The 25,019-nt window shown below is 55.4% G+C and carries 22 protein-coding genes; 10 read left to right on the forward strand and 12 right to left on the reverse strand.

All coding sequences use genetic code 11. The features are described 5' to 3' along the window. The first annotated feature begins 34 nt into the window (after positions 1-34). From WJU16_RS17560 to WJU16_RS17580, 5 genes are all read left to right on the forward strand, one after another. Entirely contained in the window at positions 35-1,477 is a 1,443-nt protein-coding gene (locus tag WJU16_RS17560; RefSeq protein ID WP_341834756.1) for a DUF4157 domain-containing protein, read from the forward strand. Then, a complete protein-coding gene (locus tag WJU16_RS17565) occupies positions 1,470-2,834 on the forward strand; it encodes an ATP-binding protein (protein ID WP_341834757.1) in 1,365 nt (454 codons plus the stop codon). The genes WJU16_RS17560 and WJU16_RS17565 overlap by 8 nt, the downstream gene beginning before the upstream one ends. A gap of 18 nt (positions 2,835-2,852) precedes the next feature. Then, the gene (locus WJU16_RS17570; RefSeq protein ID WP_341834758.1) at positions 2,853-3,527 is read left to right on the forward strand and encodes a chitosanase; all 675 of its coding nucleotides are present in this window, start codon (positions 2,853-2,855) and stop codon (positions 3,525-3,527) included. Positions 3,528-3,531: 4 nt separating this feature from the next. Continuing rightward, complete coding sequence (locus WJU16_RS17575; RefSeq protein ID WP_341834759.1) at positions 3,532-7,374, forward strand: DUF4157 domain-containing protein; 3,843 nt, start codon at positions 3,532-3,534, stop codon at positions 7,372-7,374. A gap of 77 nt (positions 7,375-7,451) precedes the next feature. Next, entirely contained in the window at positions 7,452-9,329 is a 1,878-nt protein-coding gene (locus WJU16_RS17580) for a M1 family metallopeptidase (RefSeq protein WP_341834760.1), read from the forward strand. A 68-nt stretch (positions 9,330-9,397) separates the two neighbouring features. Here WJU16_RS17580 and WJU16_RS17585 read toward each other — a convergent pair whose 3' ends face one another. The 8 genes from WJU16_RS17585 to WJU16_RS17620 form a co-directional block, all read right to left on the reverse strand. Then, on the reverse strand, positions 9,398-10,411 hold the full coding sequence (locus tag WJU16_RS17585) for a radical SAM/SPASM domain-containing protein (protein ID WP_341834761.1): 1,014 nt from the start codon (positions 10,409-10,411) through the stop codon (positions 9,398-9,400). 68 nt (positions 10,412-10,479) lie between these two features. Then, on the reverse strand, positions 10,480-11,868 hold the full coding sequence (locus WJU16_RS17590) for a hypothetical protein (RefSeq protein WP_341834762.1): 1,389 nt from the start codon (positions 11,866-11,868) through the stop codon (positions 10,480-10,482). Continuing rightward, complete coding sequence (locus WJU16_RS17595; RefSeq protein ID WP_341834763.1) at positions 11,855-12,832, reverse strand: FecR domain-containing protein; 978 nt, start codon at positions 12,830-12,832, stop codon at positions 11,855-11,857. The genes WJU16_RS17590 and WJU16_RS17595 overlap by 14 nt, the downstream gene beginning before the upstream one ends. Before the next feature lie 8 nt (positions 12,833-12,840). Beyond that, positions 12,841-13,407 carry an RNA polymerase sigma-70 factor gene (locus WJU16_RS17600; protein WP_341834764.1) on the reverse strand — a complete coding sequence of 189 codons (567 nt, stop codon included), beginning with the start codon at positions 13,405-13,407 and terminating at the stop codon, positions 12,841-12,843. Positions 13,408-13,495: 88 nt separating this feature from the next. Further along, positions 13,496-14,056: a DinB family protein gene (locus WJU16_RS17605; protein WP_341834765.1), complete on the reverse strand. Its 561-nt coding sequence runs from the start codon at positions 14,054-14,056 to the stop codon at positions 13,496-13,498. A gap of 12 nt (positions 14,057-14,068) precedes the next feature. Continuing rightward, a complete protein-coding gene (locus WJU16_RS17610) occupies positions 14,069-14,311 on the reverse strand; it encodes a hypothetical protein (protein ID WP_341834766.1) in 243 nt (80 codons plus the stop codon). A gap of 26 nt (positions 14,312-14,337) precedes the next feature. Next, positions 14,338-14,718, reverse strand: coding sequence for a hypothetical protein (locus WJU16_RS17615; protein WP_341834767.1), 381 nt, complete (start codon positions 14,716-14,718; stop codon positions 14,338-14,340). A 2-nt stretch (positions 14,719-14,720) separates the two neighbouring features. Next, positions 14,721-15,281 (reverse strand): RNA polymerase sigma factor, encoded by a 561-nt coding sequence (locus tag WJU16_RS17620; protein WP_341834768.1) that lies wholly within the window; start codon positions 15,279-15,281, stop codon positions 14,721-14,723. A gap of 110 nt (positions 15,282-15,391) precedes the next feature. Here WJU16_RS17620 and WJU16_RS17625 point away from each other — a divergent pair, with 110 nt between their 5' ends. After that, positions 15,392-16,291, forward strand: coding sequence for a cation diffusion facilitator family transporter (locus WJU16_RS17625; protein WP_341834769.1), 900 nt, complete (start codon positions 15,392-15,394; stop codon positions 16,289-16,291). Here WJU16_RS17625 and rsmG read toward each other — a convergent pair whose 3' ends face one another. From rsmG to WJU16_RS17645, 4 genes are all read right to left on the reverse strand, one after another. After that, on the reverse strand, positions 16,292-16,906 hold the full coding sequence (rsmG, locus tag WJU16_RS17630) for a 16S rRNA (guanine(527)-N(7))-methyltransferase RsmG (RefSeq protein ID WP_341834770.1): 615 nt from the start codon (positions 16,904-16,906) through the stop codon (positions 16,292-16,294). Position 16,907: 1 nt separating this feature from the next. Then, positions 16,908-18,047 (reverse strand): glycosyltransferase, encoded by a 1,140-nt coding sequence (locus tag WJU16_RS17635; protein WP_341834771.1) that lies wholly within the window; start codon positions 18,045-18,047, stop codon positions 16,908-16,910. 69 nt (positions 18,048-18,116) lie between these two features. Then, positions 18,117-18,518: a helix-turn-helix transcriptional regulator gene (locus WJU16_RS17640; protein WP_341834772.1), complete on the reverse strand. Its 402-nt coding sequence runs from the start codon at positions 18,516-18,518 to the stop codon at positions 18,117-18,119. A gap of 44 nt (positions 18,519-18,562) precedes the next feature. Continuing rightward, positions 18,563-18,856: a type II toxin-antitoxin system HigB family toxin gene (locus tag WJU16_RS17645; protein ID WP_341834773.1), complete on the reverse strand. Its 294-nt coding sequence runs from the start codon at positions 18,854-18,856 to the stop codon at positions 18,563-18,565. A gap of 140 nt (positions 18,857-18,996) precedes the next feature. Between WJU16_RS17645 and tgt the strand changes: the two genes are divergently transcribed. From tgt to recG, 4 genes are all read left to right on the forward strand, one after another. Continuing rightward, a complete protein-coding gene (gene tgt / locus WJU16_RS17650) occupies positions 18,997-20,124 on the forward strand; it encodes a tRNA guanosine(34) transglycosylase Tgt (protein WP_341834774.1) in 1,128 nt (375 codons plus the stop codon). Positions 20,125-20,224: 100 nt separating this feature from the next. Further along, positions 20,225-21,304, forward strand: coding sequence for an LptF/LptG family permease (locus WJU16_RS17655; protein WP_341834775.1), 1,080 nt, complete (start codon positions 20,225-20,227; stop codon positions 21,302-21,304). Positions 21,305-21,437: 133 nt separating this feature from the next. Beyond that, entirely contained in the window at positions 21,438-22,763 is a 1,326-nt protein-coding gene (locus WJU16_RS17660; RefSeq protein WP_341834776.1) for a citrate (Si)-synthase, eukaryotic, read from the forward strand. Between the two features lie 120 nt (positions 22,764-22,883). After that, entirely contained in the window at positions 22,884-24,995 is a 2,112-nt protein-coding gene (gene recG, locus WJU16_RS17665; protein ID WP_341834777.1) for an ATP-dependent DNA helicase RecG, read from the forward strand. The last annotated feature ends 24 nt before the right edge of the window (positions 24,996-25,019 follow it).

Raw genomic sequence — 25,019 nt, forward strand, 5'->3', positions numbered from 1 at the left:
GTGCGGCTTCTGATAACTTTTAAAATGCATCCGGATGAAAAAGGAAAAAACTGGAACCCCGGCGGCTGCTCATACCGCCGCACCGCGCGGGATGCCATTCTTCCAGGCCAAGCTCGCCGTCAACGAGCCGGGAGACGCGCATGAGAAAGAAGCTGACGCCATGGCCGACCAGGTGATGCGCATGCCCGCACCGCAAGGCGCGTTTGGCGGCAGCGGCGGGATGATGGTGCAACGGAAATGCGCCGCCTGCGAGCAGGATGACGAAAAAGTGCAGCGCTTGCCGATGGCAGACAGGATCACGCCCGTGGTGGCGCCGCCGGTGCAACGGAAATGCGCGGCCTGTGAGGCGGAAGAAGAAGCGCATCGTTCCGGCGAAGCGCCGGCGCCGGTGGTAGGCGCGGGAACGGAAAGCGCCATCAACGGGATGCGCGGGGGCGGGCAATCCCTCCCGGCAGATACGCGCGGTTTTATGGAATCGCGCTTTGGGCAGGATTTCGGGAATGTGCGCGTGCATACCGGCAGCGACGCTGGGCAGCTCAGCAGCCACCTGAGCGCGAGGGCTTTCACGACCGGCAACGATATTTTCTTCAACAACGGGCAGTTTGCGCCCCATAGCCATTCCGGCAAACAACTGCTGGCCCACGAATTGACGCACGTAGTGCAGCAGAAAGGCCCGCTGGCGCGGAAAGCGATCCAGCGGTACCAGTGGCCATTCCAGCTGCGGCAGTCGCGGGAAGTATCGGAAGCGCGGTCGGAGACTATCTCCGGCGCACCGGCGCCCTACACAGCCTGGAACGGTACTTTCAACTGGACGTCGCGGTTCAATATCGTGCTGGACGCACTGCGCGGAAGGGCGAACCTCATCATGCGGCTGCACACCACGGCCACGCCCGCCGTGCAGGCGGCCTGGGCCAGGGCGATCGAAAGCCGGTGGGGCAGCAGGATGTACCTGCGGATACAGCCGCGCGGCGGAAGGCTGGCGGCGTGTAAAATGCCCATCCATGTGGATATCCAATGGCAAAGAAGAGCAGCCGACGCACATTATTCGATCAACCCGCAGGGAGCGGGCGGATCTACCGGCGGGCGATCAGGTTCGGGCGGTACGTCGAGCATGACAGACTGGGGCACGGCGGACACGCAGGATGTGACCCACGAATTCGGGCATATGATCGGCAACGCCGAAGAATATTTTACCACCAACGGCACCAACTACGCCACCGCCGGCCGAAGAGGCTTCCGGGATGTAGGGGGCGGCATCATGAACAATCCTGCGGAAGCGGCCCGCCTGCGGCATTTCAACCTGTTCCGCGAGCAGGTGGCCATCATGTTGCGGCTGCCATCTTCCAACGTAACGGTAATTTATGACGACCCCGCGCTGGAAGTATGTAAAGTTGAGCTGGGAGATTTCCCTGTTCCACGCCGTGAGCCCAGCGATTATCCATCCATCTTAGAAGACGGAGAAACTGCATATGCTTAAAACATCCAACATAAAACCCCCGCGAGCTTCCGGCAACGGCGTGCAGGACCTCTTCCTCGTACATTCCCTCGCATACCTGAAAGCCTTCACCATCGCGCGCCTCGACGCCCATTTCCGGCAAACCCCGTATACCCGGCCCGAAACGCCCGTTCCTCCGGAACACGACGACAGTTCGTTTGCCCGGTACGTCCGCCACGCGGAACTGACCACCGAAGAATTGTTGCTGCTCCTCTGCGCCCTGGCGCCCAATGTAGTAGCCGGTTTCTTTGATAATATCGTGCAGGCTTACCTCCCGCAGGGCGGCGAGTTTCCGGAATTCGGCGGCGTGAAAGGGACCAACCACCGCGGTACTTTGCCGACCGGGGAAACGGTCATGTTCCTCCTCGCCGGCAACGATGCAGGGCTGCGGCTGCGGCTGCTGCCGCTTTTCGGGGAAGGCAGTTACCTGTTCAGGAATAAAATATTGTCGCTGGAAACCGTCCGGTCCGGGGAGCCCGCACTCAGCGGCCGCCTCATGGCGGACGCGGAATACGCGGAAGTGTTCTTGACCGGGCGCATCGCAAGGCCCCGGCTGAGCATGCAATTCCCGGCGGAGTATATCGATACGCAACTGGAGTGGGACGATCTCGTATTGCCCGAAGGCGTGCGCGCGCAAATCCGCGAGCTGGAAAGCTGGATCACGCACCAGGGCGCGCTGATGCAGGAATGGGACATGGGCCGGAAATTGAAACCCGGCTACAGGGCGCTGTTTTACGGTCCGCCGGGAACCGGCAAAACCCTCACCGCCACGCTCCTCGGCAAATACACGGGGCGCGATGTGTACCGGGTGGATTTATCGTCGGTGGTATCCAAATACATCGGCGAAACGGAAAAAAATCTTTCTTCCCTCTTCGACAAAGCCAACAACAAAAACTGGATTTTATTTTTCGACGAAGCAGATGCACTGTTCGGCAAGCGGACGGGCGTCCGGGATGCGCACGACAAATACGCCAACCAGGAAGTTTCGTACCTGTTGCAGCGGATCGAAAGCCACGCCGGCCTGACGATCCTCGCGTCGAATTTCAAGAATAATATGGATGACGCGTTCATCCGCCGGTTCAATTCCATCGTTTACTTTCCGCCTCCCCGTGCGGAAGACCGGCTGCAATTATGGAAAAAGGCATTCCCCGCGGCCGCGAAGCTGCAGAAAGACGTAGACCTGAAGGCCGTGGCGGAACAGTATGAGCTAACGGGGTCGCATATACTGAATGTGGTGCAGTACGTCTGCCTTTCGGCCCTGGACCGGGGCAGCCCCCTGGTTTCGCAGACGGATATCCTGCGCGGCGTGAAGCGGGAACTGGAAAAAGAAGGAAAATAACCCATCAATAATTTCATCATGATTACTCCAGCTATCAAACAAAAGATCATTTCCATCGTAAACGTGTTCGAGACGGGTTCCGCCGAAGGCGAGTACGATGCGATCGCTATTTTTCCCGACGGGCGGAACGGCTCGCGGCAAATCACATACGGCCGCAGCCAGACCACCGAACAGGGAAACCTCCGCAACCTCATTTCACGTTACATTAACCTGAACGGACAGTTCGCGGATGCTTTCCGGTCGTACCTGCCCAAAATCGGGACCGTGTCCCTGGTGAACGACGCCGAATTTAAAAGGTTGCTGAAAGTGAGCGCGCAGCAAGATCCGCTCATGCGGCAGGCGCAGGATGAAACGTTTGAGATCCTGTATTTCGAGCCGGCGCTGCATTTCTTCCAGGCGGAGCAGTTTGCCTTGCCGTTGAGCCTGCTCGTGATTTACGATAGCTTTATCCATTCCGGGATCGTTCCCGCGTTCCTGCGGGTGCGCTTCGCGGAGCGGACGCCTTTGCGCGGAGGGGATGAGAAGGCGTGGATTTCCGCTTATACCCAAACGCGGCAGCATTGGCTGGCCACGCATGCGAAGAAAATCCTCCGGCCCACGGTGTACCGCACCAAAACATTCCTCAACGAGATGAACAAAGGCAACTGGATGCTCGATCAACCGGTTAAAACCCAGGGAGTGACCATCCCGTAACCGCATGCATCCAACACCCGCGCCGCATAAAGGTAACGTTCACCCATCCAGCCATCAGCTGCAGCTGGCCGCTGCATCCGGCAGCCACGAAGAGCGCCCGTTCTTTGGCGGCACACCCGTGCAGGCCAAGCTTGAGGTGAGCCCGCCCGACGACCCCCACGAAAAGGAGGCCGACGCGGTGGCCGACGTCGTAATGCGATCGCCGGACGCCTCAGTGCCGCCCGATCCTCCCGCCAGCGCAGGGGATTTCGTGCAAAGGGAATTCATGCCCGCCCCGTCCATGCCCCTGCAAAGAGCCTGCGCGTCCTGCGAAGCGGAAGACCTGGTGCAGCGCTCGCCGTATGCGGGCGGCGGTACATTCGTGCAGCGGAAATGCGCGCATTGCGAAGCGGAAGAGGAAAAGACGCCCGTGCAGCGGAAATGTGAAAACCGCGAAAAGGAAGAACTGGTACAGCGCTCGCCGTTCGGCGGAAATGTTTCGGGGGATGTGGTACAGCGGTCGTGCGAGGAATGCAAGATAGAAGACGCGTCGAAAGAGGAATCAGAAGATGAAACCGATGCCGACGCCCTGGATTCGGAATTGCAGCCCGATGAAAGCGAAGGCGGCACCGTGAGCCCTAAAGCCGCGACTGGCGGAGCAGCACCTGCGGGCGCGCGCTTCGAATCGGCGCTGCATGCATCCAAAGGCGGCGGGCAGCCCCTTCCGGCCGACGTGCGCTCGGGAATGGAAGGGCGCTTCGCGCAGGACTTCGGGCATGTGCGCATCCACCAGGGCCAGCAGGCTTCGCTAATGGCGGCCAGCATCAACGCCCAGGCCTTCACCCATGGATCCGACATCTACTTCAACCAGAACAAATTCGACGGACGCTCCGATCCCGGCAAACGGCTGCTGGCCCACGAGCTTACCCATGTAGTGCAGCAAACCGGTAGCGCTCCCATCCAGCCTTCAATACAAAGGGCGGAAGAAGTGAAGATCGGCAACTGGGCGCATAAAAACATCCAGGAAGGGATGCGCAATAAAGACAAAAACCTCATCACAGAAGCCGGCGTGCCGGGCGCCACGCGGAAACATGTCGAAATCAATTCGGCCGGGTATGCCGATCTGTACAAAGCCGATAAACATATCGTGTCCGCTGTGCAGGCGGAAGTCAAAAAAGGCGGCGACGACGGATCCGGCAACGTGAAATACTCCTATAAAGGCTTCATGCAATCGGGAGACCGGTTCGGACAAATGAAGCAACGCGCCAACGCCATCAAGCGCGGACCGAAATATGACACTTCCACCGATACCTGGGACTGGTCCGTCAATTTCCCGCCCAACTTCTGGATCGGCGAAATCAAACCCTTGTTCTATTTCGATTTCCCTGGTTCGAAAGACATGATTTCGAGCGCCTACAACCAGCAAAGCAATTACATCCAGGGCTTCCAGGGATTTGTACAACAAGTGCATAAAGACACGAACGCCGCCCCGGCTCCCGGTGCGCCGAAGAAACCCAAAAGCAAGGCGCCCGCCAGCATCAAGGGCACGCCGCTCGACCTGGAACCGCTCATCCCCGATGCCATCAATTACAAGAAATTCGATACGGAATACGCCAAACACGGCAAAGACGCCGTGTTGAAAAAAGACACCAAGCAACGCGCCTGGATTTATAACCTCGGGCACGGCATCGCCGTTTATTTCCTCATCAACGATCCCTACGCGCCGCCAAAGTATCCGGAGCATGTGGAAACGCAACTCAAGCAACTCGATCCCCTGCTGAAAGATCTCCGCAAAAAGAAACCCGACATGAATCCCGTGCTCGGGACCAAACGCATTCAGAAAAAGGATGAAAGCAAAACGGATTGGGACGCGGCGCACAAAGTATGGGAAGATAAACGCAGGAAATGGGCGACAGGCCACGCCGGGACCGAAAAGCCGAAAAAATTCCTGAAAGAACAGGCTAAAGGCATCTTCAAACGCGGGAAAGTGGATAAAGAACTGAAAATCAGTTCGCCTGCGGCGGAGCAAAAGAAGCTGAAGCAGGTAAAAGACATCCGTTTCTGGAGTGGCCTTCGCGGCAGGATCTTCGGCGCGCTGCGCTTTAAATTCGCCAAAACGTTCGATAAAGTTGAAGCGTTCTTTGAAAGGGTGCGCGATAAATTCCGCAAACACCGCCAAAAGGCCGAAGCCATGAAATCCAGCGCCGGTGTTTTCGACGGCTGGAAGAAGGTCGCCACCAAATCCATTATCCGGTTGGCGGTGAAGATTTTCCAGGAGATGATCGGCCTGGCATTCCAGGGTTTCGTGAAGTGCATGAACGGCATCCTCAATGTGGTTGTCGGTAAATACGAAAAAGGGTTGGAAGAGAAGGGAGAAGAGATGCTGAAGGAATTGCGCCCGCAGTGCTGCGAGATCATGGGCTTCAAGGAAATGCTGGACAGGGAAGTGGAAAAGCACGACGAGGAGATCAAGAAATTCACCGAAGCCGTGGAAACCATCCAGCAGTGGCGCGACATACTCGACAAAGTGGAAATTGCAGTACGGGTGGGCGTGCAGGTCGTTTCCTGCGGAACGCCCCCGGCACTCGGTTGCCTCTGGGGATTGGTGGCGCAACTGGGCATTTCCGCCGGGCTCAGCCTCCTGGCGCGCACCGACTATTTCGAGAACAACATCGCCAAACCGGCCGCCCAGTCGCTGATGGATGCCATCGTGGGCGAGAAGCTGCATAATTTCATGATCGACCTCCTCGAAGGCACGCCCCTCAAACCCTACCTCGCCGAAGCCGCCGGTTGCCAGCGCATCACCAAAGGCGCGGGCGGCGGCATGGGGGCCATCGGCGCAGGGCTCGATAAAATCAACCCCAACGACCCCGCCATCGCCAAAGCCCGCAAAGAATGGGAAGCGGAATACAAGGACGAAATGCTCGCCGATCTGAATAAAGTCTTCAAGAAAGGCGATACGCCCATGACCGAAGTAGACTTCAAAGGCATGCTCGAAGCATTGAAGAAATCCGGCAAAAAGCCCGAAGAACTGAAGCGCCTCCTCGAAACCGGCAAGGAGGAAAAAACAGGGCAGATCGATTTCGAAAAAGCCCTTAAAGCGGTAAGCCGCAAAATCGACCACGACAAAGCCAAGCGTACCAACCCCCGTTACGAAAAATCCATCGGCTGGAAGCCGGAACTGTTCCAGCCCGGTGCTACGGATTCGTCTTCCGAAGACTTCGCCAACGCCGTGTACGACCTGCAGGAGTCCATGGGCATCCATCCCGACGGCATCGCGGGCGGCGGCACCACGCAGAAAGTGTACGACAAAAAAGGGCTGAAGAAAGACGAAGTGTACAAAAACGCCCAGGCCGTGGAAGCCGCGGAAAAATCCGAGAAAGCGAAGGCGAAACTGCTCAAGGATATCGAGAACTTCTACAAAATCAAGGAGGTGCAGGAGGCGATGGCCAAAAACTTCCCGTCGGACGCCGACATCCGGAAAGAACTGGAAGGATCTTCTCGCTGGGACGCCGTTCCGAACGGCGGCGCGCACTTCGTGCAGCGCAGCTATGGCGCCCTGTTGCTCATGAAAACCGACCGCGGATCGAGGATCGGCGGCGCGGTGAAAGTGGCGGACATGCTTTACGGAGGCGAACGGACGAAAGTAGTGGTGGATGTTTCCACATGCTGGGTGCTGGATGATATCGCCGATTGGATGAGCGACCCCTCCGGAAAAGGACCCGAATCCTTCATCAAGGTGAATATCACCACTGAAGGGAAGGCGGAAAAGCCGGTTTATTTCTTCTTCTCCGGCGAAAAGGCCGGAACGCAGGCGGATGTTATGGGCATATTCATCTTCTGGCGCTTCAAGGAGTTCGATGCGTGACGGCTTCCGTACATCCCAATTCTGTCTTTCCAACCCCGAATTTTCCCTATTTTCGTCCCTTTACCAATCCAGGCAACATGAAAAGATTATTCGGCCCGGTTTTCCTGTTTTTGCTGGGCACCGCCGCCGCCAATGCACAAACAGACCGTTGGCAGCAGCGCGTAAAATACAAGATGGAGGTAGACGTAAACGTTAACACCCATCGCTTTACCGGAAAACAACAGCTGGCGTACACGAACAATTCCCCCGACACCCTTTTTCGCGTGTTTTATCACCTGTACTGGAACGCATTCCAGCCGGGCAGTATGATGGACCAGCGTAGCCAGGCGCTGGGCAAGAAAGTAGTTGGGAAAGACGCCGCCGGCAATGAGCGCCGCGATTGGGACGCCCGCGTCACCGACCGCATATCCAAACTCTCCCCTGACGAAATCGGATACCAGAAGATCCTTTCCCTCAAAATGAACGGACGCCAGCAATCCTGGAAAACGGAAGAGACCATCCTGGTTGTGGAGCTGGACAAGCCCATCCTGCCGAACAGCACCGTGAACTTCGACATGGAATTCGAATCGCAGGTACCGGTGCAGATCCGCCGCAGTGGCCGCGTGAATAAAGAAGGCGTGGATTATTCCATGGCGCAGTGGTATCCCAAAATCTGCGAATACGATGATGAAGGATGGCATCCCACCCCGTACATCGCCCGCGAATTCTATGGCGTTTGGGGCGATTACGATGTGAAGATCACCATCGATAAAAAATATGTTCTGGCAGGCACCGGTTATCTTCAAAACCCCAACCAGATCGGCTACGGTTACGAAAAGCAAGGTTCCAAAGTGACGCGCCCGGCAGGGAATACCCTCACCTGGCACTTCGTGGCGCCGAACGTTCATGATTTCGTGTGGGCCGCCGATCCGGATTACAAACACATCAGCCGGAAAGTCGATAATTTTACCGCCCATTTCTTCTACATCGAAAACGAAACTACCCGCGAAACCTGGCCCAAACTGGCGGAGATGATCCCCAAAGCCTACGCGTACATCAAAAAACACTTCGGGGAATATCCCTACGAACAATATTCCTTCATCCAGGGCGGCGACGGCGGCATGGAATACCCCATGGCCACGCTCATCATGGGCAACGGTAAAATGGATGGCCTCTATGGCGTCGCCATCCACGAATGGATGCACTCCTGGTACCAGGGCATGCTCGCCACCAACGAAAGCCTGTACCCCTGGATGGACGAAGGTTTCACCACGTTCGCGGAAGACAATACCATCGGCAATACCGTGGATTCCCTGAAAAACGAATGGCATCTGCAAGGCAGTTACAACAACTACTTCGCCCTGGTGAGCAGAGGTTTCGAAGAACCGCTGACCACCCACGCCGACCACTATAACACGAACTTCGGGTACAGCATCAGCTCTTATTCCAAAGGCGCCGTGTTCCTCGAACAACTGGGCTATGTGATCGGCGCGGCCAACCGCGACGCGGGGCTGCTCCGCTATTACCGCGACTGGCGCTTCAAACACCCCAACGCAAAGGATTTCATCCGCGTAATGGAGAAAGAAAGCGGCCTCCAGCTCGACTGGTACCTGCAATACATGATCAACAGCGTCCGCCACATCGATTATGCGCTGGACAGCATTTATCCCGCCAACGGCAAAACCGTGGTGGTATTGCAGAACAAAGGAGACTTCCCGATGCCGGTAGATTTAATGGTGGAAACGAAAGACGGCCGCAAGGAAATGCACTACATCCCGCAAACCATTATGTTCGGCATCAAGCCCAACGAAAATGAAAAGGTAAAACGCATCGTACACGACAGCTGGAAATGGACGCAGCCCAGTTACCGCCTGGTGCTCGACGTTCCCTTCGATCAGCTCCGTTCCCTGGAGATCGATCCCAGCCAGCGGCTGGCGGACATCGAGCGGGCAAATAACAAAGCCGTGGCACCGTAGCATTTTAACTGAACAAACGAACGAAGGCCGCAGGGATGACTCCTTGCGGCCTTTTTTATCCCGGTATGTCAGAAGGTTTCACATTCGCGGCAGAGGTCCAGCTGCGATTTTCGGCGGCGCAACAGCAAGCTGAGGTAGCGTTTCCGGTTCTCTGAATGCAGGATGGAAACGAGATCCTGTTGCCTGACGTTGCCCACCACGCCTTTGCTGTTAAGATCGCTGCAGCAAACGGTGATGTCGCCATTGGGTAGGAGGACCATTTGTTTCATCAGCATACTGCAACCGATTTTGTGGCGTTTTTCACGGACGGCTACGGACGGGATTTCGCCAGCCCAATTGTGCAGCCGGCGTAATTCGGACCAATCGAGCAGATCGTATAGTTCCCGGAATTCGGGGTGCATCCATTTGTTGTGCAGGGGCTTGTCTGCCGGGATGCAGGTGATGCCATACAGCCGCGCGGGCTTGCCCAGCCGGGCGTTGACGGCATGCAGGTTTTTTACGTTTTGATGGAAGACTTTCCAGATGGCGTTTTTGCGCATGGCCTCGAAGGATTCGGGCGTGCCGCCGTCGAAGCTGAGGCCGATCACATCTACTACGCCGAGTTGCAGGATATCTTCCGCGAGTTTTTCACGGAGCAGCATGCCGTTGGTGAGCATGCGGATTTCAGGGAAGGGAAGGCGGAGGGCGCGGGCTTCCTGCTTGTATTTCCCGATGATCGCTAACATTTCCAGCCGCTGCGGATGGAGCAGGATTTCGCCGCCGTTGTGGAGATTGATGACTTCCACTTTACGGAACCGGTTATCGGCCAGCATCTGCGAGAAAAAAAGTTCCAGTGTTTCCGCGGTGATGGCCTGTTTCGGTTTGAAGTGGTCGAGCGAACAGAAAGTGCAGCGAAGATTACATTGGCTGGCGAATTCGATATTGATTTCGCGGACGCTTAGGCGGTTTTTGTGTCCCGGCATGCGGTAGTAGTAAAAGTAGTCTGCCACATACACGAGGCCCTGAAGGGTTTCGATCATTGGCCACAGGACGGGGGCGTGGTAGAACCATTTTTTGAAATGCTGGCGCAGCGAAATGTACATGGCGTTTCCGTATTTGTTACGATGTAACACACGCAGCCGATCGTTTACCCTGATGGGATGCAAAAAAATCAGAACCGGTAATACACACCGACCTGTGTGCCGATCCAGCGGTCTTTCCAGGCTTTGGCGCTTTCGTTGAAGGAAGAAGATATGGTGTATAGAGGTTTGAGCGCGCGGTAGCCTTCCTTAGGCACGAAATCAGAGAAGATGCGCTCGCCCGGCCCAATACGCGTCCCTTCGTAAGTGTTGGTCCTGTTGAGCATGTTCCACGAAACCCCCGCCACGGCGGACCACCGCTTCCCGAAGTTGCGCTCGGCATACACACCGATGCGATGGAGCGTTTCGGTGATCCTGACGGTCCGGCTGATCATGCCCAGCGAGTCTTGCTGCAATTTATCCTTCACTTTCCCTGTGGTGAAATTGGCCTGCAGATGCCAGGTTTCGTTCAGCGACCAGCGGGTGCCACCGCCGAAGCGCCAGGAGCTGTGGCGGGAGGCGGCGCTCCATCCCACAATCCCGTGCAGCAGCGGAATGCCGCCTTTGATGAGGATGTTGGCCGGGAAGGTTTCATTGACTTCTACGCCGGCGGTGGTGTAGCGGGAGAAGATGGGCGTATGGCGGCTGAAGCGGTCTCTTTGCGCGCGGATCGGTTGTTGTGCGGGGGAGGAGGTAATGCCAGCTTGCTTTCCGGGAGATGTCAGCGTTAACCGGTAAGCCCTGGCGCGGAGGCGGTCATCTGCCAGCGAACGGAGATGATCATTGACCGTCCGGGCTGCATCAGGTAATACTATTGGCTGATGGATGCGGGTTTCCGGATCGCCGGGCTTTGGGGAATAGGGATTATCTCCGTTCTTACCTTGGTTGCTTTCTCCTGAAATTGATCCGTCGGTTGCAGGTGTTGTAGCCGGCGCCGCTTTTGCAGAACCAGTTTCGGATAGAAGTTGGTTTTCCGATGCATCATTTAACCCGTTTTTAATCGACTGCCTGTCTTGTAAGTGACTATTGCTTGCGGAAGCCGGTAACGGTTTGTGTTGGGTGGATGTTTTGACGGTGGGCGTTGCATGCTTCCGGCTTCGGTCGGCTTCAGGTTTTGCATTTCCGGAGGTCGCGGTTTGGACAAATCCGTCATCCCGCGAAGCGGTTGTTTTTTTCTTTTTTGTGAAGATGACATGATCTTCATATACTTTATACTCGGCTTGCAGCTGATGCTGCATCGCATCCAGCAATTCTTTTGCGGAAAGCGTTGGCTTCGGCAGCCGGATGGTTTGTTCCGGCCGGATCGTGTGGGAACTGAAAGTGAACTGGAGCCCCGTTTGGCGGGAGACTTCCTTCCGCAAATCGCCCGCGGTCGTCAGTGTGGAAGGCAGTGAAACTTTTTTGCGCAGTGCATCCTGCGCGGCCGACGAAATCGTGCAGAGCAGAAAAATCAGGGGCCACCATCGCTTAATCGCAAGCATTTCCATAAATGTACACCGTGTCGTTGGCTTTGCGGTACTCCAGCCGGAGGGATTCCGTGATCACGGTGAGCACGTAGTCCAGCGGTTTATCGGTAAATGAGGTATTGATGCGGCAACTGGCCAGCGCCGGATTATCGAGCGCCACCGGGATGCCGTAAGCAGCGGAAAGCTTTTCGACGGCTTCTCCGAGTGGGGTATCATTGAATTCGAACACCGTTTTCGACGGCAGCACGCCGGGCGAATCGGGCGACTTACCTGCGAAACGATCCGCCTGTAAAAGGTAAACCGTCCGCATACCCGACCGCAGCAACACGCTGTCTGTTCTCCCCACCGCCCTTACCACGCCCTGGCGCACGTCCACCGTAACACTGTCGGGGTACTGGCGCACGTCGAACACGGTGCCCAGTACGCGGATGGTCAACGGGCCCGCCTGCACCGTAAACGGCCGGGCAGGATCGGGCGTCACTTCAAAAATTGCATTCCCTGTGATGGTGGCATGGCGCCCTGTAACGGCATTGCCTGCGAAAGCGACCCGTCCGCCGGGCGCAACATGTACGAAAGATCCATCCGGCAGCGGGGACTTTACATCCACATCTTTTTTGTTTTCGATGGTAACATGCAGGTCGCGGTCTATTTCGCCGCCATCTCCCGAAAAGAACCAGGTGCCGCCTGCCAGTAAAACTACCGCCGCCGCGGCAGCCCATCGCGGCCACATCCGGCTGGCTTTCGCGGGAGCTTGCTGCGCCTGTTGCCAGTGGCTCCATGCACCGGCCACATCCGGCGATTGGTAAGCCCCGCCGGGCCCGGATGCTTCCCAGGCATGCTGCAGCTGCCGGAACGCCGCCGCATTGGCGGGCGTTTCCAGCCACTCGCCGATAGCCATGGCCTCGTCCGGACCAGCTTCCCCGGCCAGGAATTTCACGAGCAGCTCGTCGGTAACGGTGATATGTTGATGTTGGCTCAAGTACAGATTTAAGATAACAATTTTTCGATATACATCAGCAGCGCTCCGCCGGCCGCGATATAATCGGCCAGTTTTTCCCGGAGGATGCGCAGCGCTTTGCTCATTTGCGATTCTACGGTTTTCACGGAAATCGATAATTCCCGGGCGATTTCCGCGTATTTTTTATCCTGCTCCCTGCTCATGGTGAAGATGAGGCGGCACTGCGGCGGCAGGGCGTCCAGGGCTGCGGCGATGCGGGTGTTCAATTCCGCCACGGCCAGTTTGTTGCCGGCGTCGCTGTGCGCGGGAGGCGCGCCCCGGTTCAGCCATGCATTGAAAGTCCGCATGTTGCCCACTTTCCGGATGCGGTTGAGGCAATGGTTATGGACGGAACGGTAGAGGTAAGGCCCCAGTTCCGCCGTTTCTTCCAGCTCGTCCCAACGCTCCCACAAACGCGTAAAAACGAATTGTACGGTATCGCTGGCTTCGTCGGCGTCCTTCAGCATCGTATAGGCATAACGATGCAGCTTTTCATACCAGGTATGAAAAACGGAGGAAAAATCCGAAGTCAGGTATTTCTTGCCGTTGCTGTCCAATTCGATGCGGCGGCGCCTTCATGCGGCCCGCTCTACACAAAGTAAAACACGCAAACGGATGTTTACCCTGATGCGGCTTGAAATTTTTTTAGAAAATGACTCTTTCCAGCTGGGTAGGCCAGGGTTGCTCGGGTTTTTCGCGGAGCTGGAGGGTGTGGAGATGATGGTAATTATGGTAGATAGTAAAATACAGGATTTCCCGGGTGGTGAGTTTGCCCAGGAGGGGATGCGGGAGCTGGTAACGGTCGAGCTCGGATTCCTGCCAGTTGCCGACCGACCCGATCATTTTGTTCTTCTGTTGGTTAAACTGTTTGAGCAGCGTTTCGCGCTGTTCGATCTCGGTTACCGGCGGCACATACGGCCGGGTGGACACGGCGCCGTTTTTCAATACCTGGCGGTAAACGTCGCGGATTTCCTCGAAACTGCGGGAGGCCCTGGCGGGCTTTCCGAACCAGCGGAGAAAAAAGCGGGGCATGTTCAGGGCTTTATTGACCGGTTTGGCGCTGCGGATGAGATGGTCTAGCTGCTGCCCGGCGGACCATTTTCCTTCAGGGGAAACGATAAACCGATGGTCGGACAGTTCGCCGACGAAAGTCGAGAAATCGGTAAAGCTTTTATCGAGGAGTTGCTGAATTTCAGATTGTTGCATAATGGGAGGGTTTCATTCCAGCACTTCACATTCGAAGCCTTGCGCCCGGACGAACCGGATCATGGAAGGTTCGTCCACTTTCATGTCCACGACGCGGAGCACTTTGTCGCAGTCTTCTATGTCCACATTGCAGGACGTTACTTCAAAGGTATTACAAATTGCGCTGATAACGCGTTTTCGGGCTTTGAGGGTGCCGATATTGGTTTTGAAGATGCCAATACGGGCCGCTTCGGTTACGGAGAGATGGCGTTGCATATGTCAGGTTTTAGGAAAGTAAATGGTTACTCGGGCTGGCGTTCAACAGGTGGCTTCGGTTCCTCTTCGCGTTGCCATTTCCGGCCCCAGCAGCGATCGAAATGACTTTTCAGTTTTTCCTTCTCTTCGGGAGACATGTGTTCCATTTTTGCCTGCATCCGATCCCATTTCCTTCTTTTCCAGCTGTTTTTCTTGTCATGATCTTTCATGAAACCGCCGAAAAGCAGTTTGGAGAGGATGAACAGGCCGAGGGCTTGCCAGAAAGTTATGACGGGGCCATGGAAAAGCTCGGGTACGAGCCAGTTCCAGAGCAGCATAACGCCGAATCCGAGGGCGGTAACGCAGGCCGCTCCCAATACCACAAACCCTGCTATTTTCAGTCCGATAAAACGTTTATTATGCCTCATCTTTATGCGTTTTTCAATTCGTTGTACAATTGCGCGAGCCTTTCCCGGAGGTACAGCACGGCGTATCTTTTGCGGGACAGCAGCGTGTTCACGGGCACGCCTGTCATTTCCGCTATTTCTTTGAACGGTTTCCCTTCCACTTCATGCTGCAAAAACACAAACCGTTGATCTTCCGGCAGTTCGTCGATCGCTTCCGTGATAGCTTCCGACATGAACTTGCGGAGCATGGGTTCGTCGGTTTTGGAACCGGAATCCGCCAGGATGTCGGATAGGTAAAGGGGGCCGTCGCCATCCGCGCCCTCGAGTGCGTGGTCGGAGAAGCGGTCTTCCTTCTTTTTCCTGAACCAGTCTGTTATACGGTTTCGGGCGACGGCAAATAGCCAGCCGGTGAGGGATTCAATGGGTGACCCTCCGCGGAGGTACTGGGTGAACTGGAAAAGTACATCCTGCAGAATATCTTCCGCGTCGGCGCTGTCGTCCACCCGCTTGCGGATGAATTGCAGGAGCCGTTGGCGTTCTTTTTCCACCGTACGCTGTATACGTTCGTTTTGTTCCAGGGCCATTGGTTTTTTTATGGAGAGCCACTCGTTCATCTTATGGTTAAAGACGAACAGGGGCTTTGCATATTGTAGGTTTTTCGAACTTTTTTTACCGGGTCTTGTAATTTTAATGGATGCACGACCACGATCACTCCCATACACTGCACGCCGGCCAGCTGAACCGCGCCTTCCTTATCGGGATCGGCCTGAACGGGATGTTCGTGGTTGTGGAAGCCGCCGCCGGTCTCGCCACGGGCTCGCTGGCGCTGCTGTCGGACGCGGGGCACAACCTCAGCGATGTGGCCAGCCTGGGGCTGTCGATGGTGGCCTTCCGGCTGGCGCGCATCCCGCCCGGCTCAAAGTATACGTACGGCTACCGGAAAAGTACCATCCTCATTTCCCTTTTAAATGCCGTGATCCTGCTGGTGGCCGTGGGCGCCATCGGTTACGAGGCAGTCCACCGGCTGCAAAACCCGGTACCGTTGCAGGGTGGAACGGTGGCTGTAGTGGCCGGCGTGGGTATCGCCGTCAATACCGTTTCTGCGCTGCTGTTCCTGAAAGATAAAGATAAAGACCTGAATATTAAGGGAGCATACCTCCACCTGGTCGCTGATGCGCTCGTTTCGCTGGGCACCGTCATCGCCGGGCTGCTCATGCTCTTCACCGGGTGGTATTGGCTCGACGCCGTTGTAAGCCTGTTCGTTATGGCCGTGATCGTGTACGGCACCTGGGGACTGATGAATGACAGCCTCCGATTGTCGATGGACGGGGTTCCGGCGGGTATTACGGTAGAAAAGGTCCGGGAGCAGGCGCGGGAGATCCCGGGCGTGGTGGACCTGCATCATGTCCACATCTGGGCCGTCAGCACCACGGAAAATGCGCTCACCGCGCACGTGACCATCGCACCGGGGCTATCGGCCGGAGAGGTGGACAGGGTGAAGCACGACCTCAAGCATTTGCTAGCATCGCTCAATATCGTGCATGCCACATTGGAAACGGAGAATACGCATACCGACAAAGACGTCGGGTTCTGATTACTGTACCGCCACCACGTACTTTTCCTGGAAAAATTCTTCGGGGAAGATTTTATAGATGGGCAACATTTTGGGGCGGACGCCGCTTTCGCTGATTTCTGCCGCCAGGTCGCCGCCTTTGAGGCAGATGAGGCCGGTGGGGCCGTTTCCGGCTTTTTTGACGAGGGGTTTGCTCCAGCGCCAGAGATCTATAAGGGGCGCTACTGCCCGGGAAACCACCAGGTCGAACTTCCGGTTTTTGATATCCTCGACGCGGGTGTGCTGGACGGTGACGTTCTGGAGACCGAGACCTTCCGCAACCGCTTCCACGACTTTCAGTTTTTTACCGATGGAATCCACCAGGTGAAATTTCACTTCCGGGAAGAAGATGGCGAGCGGTATGCCGGGGAAGCCGCCCCCCGTGCCGAGGTCCACCACCTGGTAGCCGTCGGGCAGGTCAGCCACGGCGGCGATGGCGAGGGAGTGCAGCACGTGTTTTTCGTAGAGGGAATCGATATCTTTCCGGGAAACGACATTGATCTTCTCGTTCCACTCCCGGTATAAAGGTTCCAGCAACCGGAATTGCTCCAGTTGCCGGGGTGTAAAATCACTGAAATACTTTAATACTTGCTCCATGCTATTTCCACTTGTTTCTTCCTTTCGCGAAGAACAATGCGGGCGTGAAGATAACATAATATAGGAACATGAGGATGTCCATCAGCCACACATACCAGAATAGGTCGCGCTCGTCGAGGGTTTTGAGGGCGAAGCCGGAGATAACGGTTTGCACGACGATGCGCGCGCCCAGGATGCCGAGCGTGAAATATAGCATGGGCGTATAGAACAGCGCGACGGCGAGGGCGGGGTAGAAGAGGAAGTGGGTGAGGGAGAATAGGCCCAGCAGGAATTTATGGCCGGCGCGGTAGTAGCGGCCTGTCGACATATGCCGGGTTTTTTGTCCGAACCAGTGTTTCCATTTGCGTTTAGGCTCCGAGTAGGCGAAAGCGAGTTTATCGATCACCACGGCGGTGTTTTTGCTGGTGGCGGCGCGGTTCACGAACAGGTCGTCGTCGCCCGAAGCGATGTGCTGGTGGGCGGTGAAGCCTTTGTGGCGGAAGAACAGGTCCTTTTTATAGGCGAGGTTGCGGCCAACGCCCATGTAAGGGATGCCTGAGAGGGCGAAAGAAAGGTATTGGAGGGCGCTGAACCAGGTTTCGTAGCGGATAACCTTATTGAGGAAGCCGGGTTTTTTGTAGTAGGGGCCGTATCCCAGTACGATTTCCTTTCCTTCGCGGAATCCCTGGCTCATGAGGTTGAGCCAATGGATGCTGCCGGGTTTGCAATCGGCGTCGGTCAGCACAACCGTGTCGAATTTGGCGCCTTTAATACCGATGGAAAGCGGGTATTTTTTCCCGGGGATGAATTTGGCGGCCTGTTTGATTTCGATGTGGCGGTAATGTGGATAACCGTTTTCGATGGAGGCGAGGTAATATTTGGAATCGTCTTCCGAATTGTCGTTCACGACGATCACTTCGTAGGATGGTGCGTTATGGATGTGGTAACGCTGCTGGAGAACGGTGGGGAGGTTCATGGGAAGGCTCCTTTCTTCGTTTTTGGCGCAGATGATGACCGACATATCGCCGCCCGGAGGCTCGCCGAGGTCGAACTTCCGCCGGTAAAAGGCGACGCGGGAAAAGAAAATCAGGTAGTATAAGACCTGTATGCCCGCTATCGCGGCGAAAGTATAGAAGAAAATTAAGCCCAGATTATCTGACATAAGGGGCAAAAATATAAGTTTTTATTTGACTATATAAAGGTGTGGAAAAAAATATTTAACAGGGTCGTCTTAAAGACTATCGAGGATAAATTTCGGATCGATCTGCAATTTGCGGTAAATAGCCTTCAGAAACTGTACGTCAGGTTCCCGCTTATTATTGAGGATAAGAGAAAATTTGGAAGGGGATAACCCCAGGAAAGCCGCCATTTCTTTTTGTGTGAGGTTCATTTCAAACATTTTCAAATTGAGCATACCTGCAAGGGTTTCCGGCTTTGGGAGAGTGAAGTAATGGGCTTCGTACTCCTGCACAATATTCACCATATCCTGCAGCGTATCGATATCTTTTGCGGTTAACGACTCGCTGCCTTTTTTCATCAGCAGCTCAATCTCCTGCATGAGCTTTTCGTACGCATTTTCAGTGGGTAATTTTTGCTTTTCTACCTTTCTGGACATAGCGGGCTTTGCTAACATGAAAAAATAATATGTTGTTAAATTGAAATATCAATTACTGGTGATTATAATAAATTCATATCCAGTTTGTTGTAAGCTGCGTGGGTGCCGACCCAGCGGATAAACGCTGTCCTGACCGGAAAGATAATCCTGGCAATCAACCTGAATTGATTGCCTTTAATATTGAAAACATACGAATCATTCCCAACATAATCCACCGAATCGAATGTCCGCTTTACATCTTGAAAATGGCTCCAGTCAGATTCACTCGCTTTCCGGAACCAATTCAAAAATGCATCGCTCGAAGCTGGATGTCTTTTTGTAAAGTCTGTGAGTGCCTTCCTGCTGATCACCACCATCTAAAAAAATACGCATTAATTTTTAAAAACGAATCATTATTTCGAATTTCTAAATAAATGCTAATAATATTAGTTAAATGCCTGTTAATCGTCCCCGGGAATTTCAATACCTTTGCCCACTGAAAAAAAACAGCGAGGATTTGGATTTCAAACTGATCACCACAGACCCCTCAGGCGCAAGAGCCGGGGTCATCACCACGGACCACGGCGCCATCGAAACGCCCATCTTCATGCCCGTGGGCACCGTCGGCTCCGTGAAAGCCGTTACCCAGGAACAGCTCCGCAGCGATATCAACGCGCAGATCATCCTCGGCAACACCTATCATCTCTACCTCCGCCCGGGAATGGATGTCCTCCGCAAAGCCGGCGGCCTCCACCGCTTTAACGGCTGGGAGCGCCCCATCCTCACCGACTCCGGCGGATACCAGGTCTTCTCCCTCGCCGCCAACCGCAAAATCAAAGAGGAAGGTGTTGTCTTCCAAAGTCATATAGACGGCTCCCGCCACCTCTTCACCCCCGAAAACGTCATGGATATCCAGCGGAACATCGGGGCCGATATTATTATGGCCTTCGACGAATGCCCTCCGTACCCCAGCGAATATGCCTACGCCAAAAAAAGCATGGAGCTCACCCACCGGTGGCTCGACCGCTGCATCCGCCGCCTCGCCGAAACCGATCCCGTGTACGGGCATGCGCAAACGCTCTTTCCCATCGTGCAGGGCAGCACTTACAAAGACCTCCGCCGCGCCTCCGCCGAAGCCATCGCCAGCCGCAATTGCGCCGGCAACGCCATCGGGGGCCTCAGCGTGGGCGAGCCCGAAAACGAAATGTACGAGATGTGCGGCATCGTCACCGAAATCCTCCCCGCCGAAAAACCCCGCTATCTCATGGGCGTAGGCACGCCCTGGAATATCCTCAATAACATCGAGCTCGGTATCGATATGTTCGACTGCGTAATGCCCACCCGCAACGGCCGCAACGGCATGTTGTTTACCTGGGACGGCGTCGTGAACATCAAGAATAAAAAATGGGCCGACGACTTTTCGCCCATCGACGCCCAAACGCCCTGTTTCGCCAGCCAAAACTACACACGGGCCTACCTGCGCCACCTTTTCGTGGCCGGGGAATTCCTCGCCCTCACGCTGGCCAGCATCCACAACCTGGCGTTCTACCTCGACCTCGTGAAAACCGCCCGCAAGGAGATCCTGGCCGGCACTTACGGGGAATGGAAACGCCGGATGGTGCCGCAGTTGCAGACGCGCCTGTAATGGTATGTTAAAATTCATCGTCATACGATAAATTGCATCCGCATTCCAGCGGGAATGTTAGCTTTGCAACCTGACGGCCACGCCGTTCCGAACAAACTTTATGAAGAAGATCGACTGGTATATATTACGTAAGTTCATCGGTACCTTTATTTACTCGCTCATGGTGCTGCTGGTCATTTCCGTGGTGATCGACATCACGGAGAAGATCGACGACTTCCTGGAACATAACCTTTCCCTGGGCTTCGTTTTCATGAACTATTACATCGGCTTTATCCCGCACATTGCGGCACTGCTGTTCCCGTTGTTCATCTTTATTTCGGTGATCTTCTTCACCTCCAAAATGGCCTACCGCACGGAGATCGTGGCCATCCTCAGCGCCGGCGTGAGCTTCCGGCGGTTCCTGCGGCCTTACTGGGTAGGGGCCATCGGGTTTGGCGCCATCCTTTGGGTGGCCAACCAGTGGATTGTGCCGAAGGCCAACCGCATCCGCACCACTTTTGAAACGAAATACGTAAAAGACCAGAAAGATCAGAAAGCGCTGGAAGACAAATCCATGCGCATCGATACCTCCACTTATATCACTTTCGGGTATTACGATCCCAATTATAAAAACGGTTCCAATTTCATCCTCAACCGGATCGAAGGGCAAAACCTGGAGTACATTCTCCGGGCCGACCGCGTCACGTACGATACCGCTACCAAAAAGTGGAAGCTGGAAGGCGTGTCCGAGCGGCGGATCGACGGGATGAAGGAAGTTTTCGCCACCCGGCCGGATACGGCGCTGAAGCTGGCGCTCGATCCTTCTGAGCTGATCGAGATCCGGAACCGGCAGGAGGGGATGACCACCCCCGAACTGCGGGAATACCTGGCCAAGGAAGAATTACGCGGGGCGGAAGGCCTGAGCGTATATTATGTAGAGGAATACCGCAGAACGTCGGCCGCCGTGGCCGTGGTGATCCTGGTGCTGATCGGCGCCATTATCTCCAGCAAGAAGGTGAGGGGAGGAAGCGGTTTGCACCTGGCGATCGGGATTGTGATCAGCGCAACGTATATCCTTTTCATGCAGTTCTCCACTGTTTTTGCCACGAAGGCCGATTTAGACCCCCTGCTGGCGGCATGGATTCCCAACTTTGTTTTCGCCGGACTGGCCTTTTATCTCTACTTAAGGGCGCCCAAGTAACGCGGTTGACCATTTTCAGCCAAAAGTTGAATTTCTCCGTTAAATCTGTCTTAAAAGGGCGGGATTTAATTTATTAATCATTACTTTTGTTCATTGATCGATTACGTTAATTTTTCTAAATCATTGTGGGAAAATGAGTTATATAAAAGAGAAATTCAAGGCAAAGGCAGATGAACTGGGCGCCGAGGTTAAGGACCTGCTCAAGAATCATGGAACAAAAAAGGTAGGCGATGTTACGGTAGCCCAGGCTTATCAAGGCATGCGTGGCATTACAGGGCTGGTTACAGAAACATCCCTGCTGGATGCAAATGAAGGTATCCGTTTCCGCGGATATTCCATTCCCGAGTTGCGCGAGCATCTCCCCAAAGCCCCCGGAGGCGCAGAGCCCCTGCCGGAAGGGTTGTTTTACCTCATGCTGATCGGCGAACTGCCGACCGAAGCGGACGTTCAAAATCTCTCCAGTGTTCTGGGCCGCCGTTCGCACGTACCCAACCACGTGTTTGACGCCATCAACGCTCTCCCCATCCATACGCACCCCATGACCATGCTCACCGTAGGTGTAATGGCGCTGCAGACCGAATCCGTGTTTGCCAAAGCGTATGCCGAAGGGATGAACAAAAAAGATTACTGGAGCTATATGTATGAGGATACCCTGAACCTCATCGCCCGCCTCCCCCGTGTTGCGGCATATATCTACCGCCGTAAATATAAAAACGACCAGCACATCCAGCCCAACGGTATGCTCGACTGGGCGGCCAACTTCGCCCATATGCTGGGTTATGAAGACGAAGGCTTCAAGGAACTGATGCGTTTATATATGGTGATCCACGCCGACCACGAAGGTGGTAACGTGAGCGCCCATACTACGCACCTCGTAGGCTCCGCCCTCAGCGACGCGTACCTGTCGTTCGCAGCCGGCATGAACGGTCTTGCCGGTCCGCTCCACGGCCTGGCCAACCAGGAAGTGATCAAATGGATCCTCGACATGAAAGAAGAGCTCGGCGGCGGTGTTCCGACCAAAGAGCAGATCGACGCTTTCGTTCGCAAAACCCTTGCGGAAGGTAAGGTAGTGCCGGGCTACGGTCACGCCGTTCTCCGCAAAACCGATCCCCGCTTTACCGCGCAGGAGGAATTCGCGAAGAAACACCTGGCCAGCGACGAACTGGTACAGATCGTTTGGCGCGTATACGAAACGGTTCCCGGCATCCTGGGCGACCTCGGTAAAGTTAAAAACCCCTGGCCCAACGTGGACGCGCACTCCGGCGCGCTGCTCCTGCACTACGGCCTGAAAGAATACGAATTCTACACCGTCCTCTTCGGCGTTTCCCGCGCACTCGGCGTACTGGCTTCCCTCTGCTGGGACCGCGCCCTCGGCCTCTCCCTCGAGCGCCCGAAATCCGTGACCACTGAATGGATGAAAGAATTTGTAGAAGGTAAAGTAGACGCAACCGCCGAATAATCCGGCCTGGTTTCATCATAAGATTCAAGCCCGGAAGCCACCGCTTCCGGGCTTTTTCATGACGCCCGCCGCTTGCCTTTTCTCCCTAAATTGCCGTACTTCGTATCTCCAATCCGCAGCGTGAGTTATATCGCTTCCATATTGAACAATCCGATCGAATACCTGAAGGGCGTAGGCCCGCAGAAAGGCGAACTGTTGCGCAAGGAAATCAATCTCCACACTTTCCGCGACCTGCTCGAATATTTCCCTTTCCGGTATATCGACCGCACCCGGATCGACAAAATCCGGCACCTGAGCGGCATGGAAGAATTCGTCCAGATCCGTGGCCGCATCGTGCATATGGAAGTAGTGGGGGAGAAGCGCGCCAAACGCCTGGTGGCCACTTTCCAGGACGAAACCTCCCGGCTGGAGCTGGTATGGTTCCAGGGCTGGCAATGGATGGAGAAATCACTCCGCGAAAACGTCCAGTACCTCGTGTACGGCCGCATGTCGCAGTTCAACGGCAAGCTGCAAATCTCCCACCCTGACATGGAACTGGTGACGGAAGAAACGGCGGAAGGCAAGCAAACGCTGGAACCCGTTTACTACACCACGGAAAAACTCAAAACCCGCGGGCTCACGGCCAAAGCCATCGGCAAACTGAGCCGCAACCTGCTGGAACAGCTCTCCCTGGCGGAAATCCGGGAGAATATTCCCGCGCAGGTGCTGCAGCAATACCGGTTGATGCCCCGGTCCCAGGCCTATTTCAAAATTCACCTGCCCGCATCGGAAGAAGAAGCGAAGCAAGCCCAGCGCCGCCTGAAATTCGAGGAACTTTTCATTGCCCAGATCCGCATCTGCCGCATCAAACTACGCCGCCACAAGAATTCGCAGGGATATGTGTTCAACGCCGTGGGCGACGTTTTCAATACTTTCTACAACGATCATCTGCCCTTCCCCCTCACCGGCGCGCAAAAACGCGTGCTGAAAGAAATCCGGAAGGATACCACCACCGGCCGCCAGATGAACCGCCTCGTGCAAGGCGATGTGGGCAGCGGTAAAACCATGGTGGCATTGCTTTCGCTGCTCATCGCGATCGACAACGGCTTCCAGGGCTGCCTCATGGCGCCCACCGAAATCCTCGCGCAGCAACACTTCAAAGGCATTTCCGAACTATTGAAAGATCTGCCCGTCAACGTGGCCCTGCTTACCGGCAACGTGAAAGGCAAAGCCCGCAAGGAAATTCTCGCCGCCGCCGCGGCAGGCGATATCCACATCCTAATCGGTACGCATGCCCTGCTGGAAAAGGAAGTCGTTTTCCAGCGCCTCGGCATGGCCATCGTGGACGAGCAGCACCGCTTCGGCGTGGCGCAACGGGCAAGGCTATGGGAAAAAAGCGATACCCCGCCGCATATCCTCGTGATGACGGCCACGCCTATCCCGAGAACGCTCGCCATGACTGTTTACGGCGACCTCGACGTGTCGGTGATCGACGAGATGCCGCCCGGCCGAAAGCCCATCACTACCGTGCACAGAACGGAATATCAACGGCCCCAGGTGATGGGTTTTATCAAGGAAGAAATCCGGAAAGGAAGGCAGGCGTACATCGTGTACCCGCTGATCGAGGAATCCGCCAGCCTGGATTTCGAGAACCTCACGAAAGGGTATGAGGAAGTGAAGGCCTTTTTCCCTGAACCGAAATATTGGATCAGCATGGTCCATGGCAAGCAGCCGCAAGACAAAAAGGAAGCCAATATGCACCGATTTGTGACCGGCGATACCCAGATCATGGTGGCTACCACGGTAATCGAAGTTGGGGTGAACGTGCCCAATGCCTCGGTGATGGTGATCGAAAGCACGGAGCGCTTCGGGCTGTCGCAGCTGCACCAGCTGCGGGGGCGCGTGGGGCGCGGGGCGGAACAGAGTTACTGCATCCTGATGACAGGCAACAAGATCGGCAAGGATTCGCAGGAGCGGGTGAAAGTGATGGTACAAACGAACGACGGGTTCGTTATTTCGGAGAAGGACATGGAGCTGAGAGGGCCTGGTGACATTGAAGGCACCCGGCAAAGCGGGCTCCTCGATCTCAAACTGGCCGATATCGTCCAGGACCGCGCCATGCTGGCCGCCGCCCGCGAAGTCGCCGAAAAGATCCTGACTGACGACCCCGATCTGGCCCTCCCCGAAAACCAGCCGCTGCACGATTTTCTCGCCACCCAACGGTCAAAATCCGCCTGGAGTAAAATATCCTGACGGCTTTTACGTTGTTCATGATGG

The organism is Chitinophaga pollutisoli, assembly GCF_038396755.1.
Classification (GTDB): domain Bacteria; phylum Bacteroidota; class Bacteroidia; order Chitinophagales; family Chitinophagaceae; genus Chitinophaga; species Chitinophaga pollutisoli.